The 1,861-nt window shown below is 29.7% G+C and carries 1 protein-coding gene; it reads left to right on the top strand.

Annotation, left to right across the window (positions count from 1 at the left end; translation table 11 throughout):
• The first annotated feature begins 515 nt into the window (after window positions 1-515).
• On the top strand, window positions 516-1,610 hold the full coding sequence (locus ACHZDT_RS06885; protein ID WP_394773893.1) for an exopolyphosphatase: 1,095 nt from the start codon (window positions 516-518) through the stop codon (window positions 1,608-1,610).
• The last annotated feature ends 251 nt before the right edge of the window (window positions 1,611-1,861 follow it).

The following is a 1,861-nucleotide window of genomic DNA, read 5'->3' as shown; positions in this document are numbered from 1 at the left end:
GTCTATCGGTTAGGACGCATGGTTTTCATCCATGTAAGAGCGGTTCGATTCCGCTACGGGCTACTAGAATAAGCTTCAGAGAAATCTGGAGCTTTTTTTATGGAAAAATAATCCCCAAAAGATACATTGAAGACTTTTTTTAGATTTTACAATTTCGACTGACCCAAAAAATCACTTAAAAAAGAAAGATATTTCTACAGTTTTCGATAAAGACACTTCTTAAAACATATGATACTTTTGCTTACTTTTTGATAAATTACTTTTCCAAAACCATTCACTTTCAGTATTTTAAAAGCATAAAATCATATAAAATTAACTCTTAAACATTAACGAATAATTAAATCGTATGTTTTTCTTAATAACTGCGTTTATCTTAGTAAATGTTTTTATAAATTTGCGATCTCATATCAAAAGCCATTATTTTGAATTCAAAATTGTGACTTTCGTATAAATATTACAAATAATGACTTTAAAGTTTTTATTTAAAATTATATTATAACAATAATTAAATTCCAATGTTTAAGAAAAACAAATCCCAAATTCTATTTTTAATTCTTTTAAATTTATTTTTTTCCATCAATTCATTTTCTCAAAAAAATCTTTATGCTGGAATTGAAATCGGACGAAGAGCAATAAAAACTTCAATTCTGGAGATCAACAATATCAAGAAAGCTGATTATAAAATTCTTTACTTTTCGAATGAAAGAATTAGCCTAGCCGATCATATTGCAGCTTCTGGCGAGGTTCCTCAAGACGATGTTAACAAAACGAGTAATATTATTGTTGATCAATTGAAAAAAATCAGAGAGGAATTTAAAGTTCCTGAAGCAAATATTTTTATAGTTGCGGCTCCTGTTTTTTCCTCTGCGCGTAATATTGATGCCTTAAAAAATAAAATTGCAACATTAACTAATAAAGGTTTTGATGTAATTAATGTTGATGAAGAAGCTAAAATGTTAGTTAAAGGCGCAATACCTCCTGTTGATTATTCTAATGCTCTTTTACTTGACATTGGTGCTCAAACTTCAAAAGGCGGATATATTGATGAACTTGAAGATAATAAATTAGAGTTTATACCTATTGACCTTGATTTTGGAACTATGACAGTTACTGATGCAGTGAAAAAAACGGTTGTAAATCAAAGCCAGGTGAATGATATGTCAACTTATCAGGAAAAATCTTTTGATTTTAATATTGTCCTGCGCAAGAAGATCAAACAAATGCTTGACGCAAATCCTCTTATCTTAAAAAAGGAAAAAATCTATTTATCCGGAGGAGCAGTTTGGGGCTTTGCGACGCTGTATTTTAATGAAAACGTCAAGGATCACTATATTTCTTTCACTTTAGAAGATGTTATCAATTACGATGCAGTCCTGAAAAATAACTTTACCAAATATAGCAACGTTGCTAAAACCGATAAAGAAGTGGCTAGAGTTTTAAGTACTTATGACCAGAAATACCTAATTTCGGCAAATAATATATTGCTTAACTTATTGGAAAGCATTCCTAATATAGAGACTAAAAAAATATATTTTGTTAAGGACGGACAAGTAACTTGGCTTATGTCACACATTGCAGATCGTTCTAAAAAAGTAAATACAAATTTTTAGTATTTATTTCAACACAAAACAAAAAGCTTTAGAGAAATCTGGAGCTTTTTTTGGTTTAGAATAATTCCTTTTTTGTCATCCTTGAGATTTCTTTTTTGTCATCCTTGAGGTTTCTTTTTTGTCTTTTTGAGCGAAGTCGAAGGATCACGTTCGCCAAACCCGACAGGTTTTTAAAACATAAGTGTTCGGAAGAGTTAAATTGATTTACATATATTAGTATTAAAGTCTAATTGTATGGAAAAGAAAGTCAC

It is taken from the genome of Flavobacterium sp. (assembly GCF_043722275.1).
Classification (GTDB): Bacteria; Bacteroidota; Bacteroidia; order Flavobacteriales; family Flavobacteriaceae; genus Flavobacterium.
Note: the sequence above shows the minus strand (reverse complement) of the source record. Positions and strands in the feature narration are given on the sequence as shown.

Bases quoted from the DNA above. Each gene is read 5' to 3' on its own strand.
- ACHZDT_RS06885 (WP_394773893.1), top strand. From the start codon at position 516: ATGTTTAAGAAAAACAAATCCCAAATTCTATTTTTAATTCTTTTAAAT.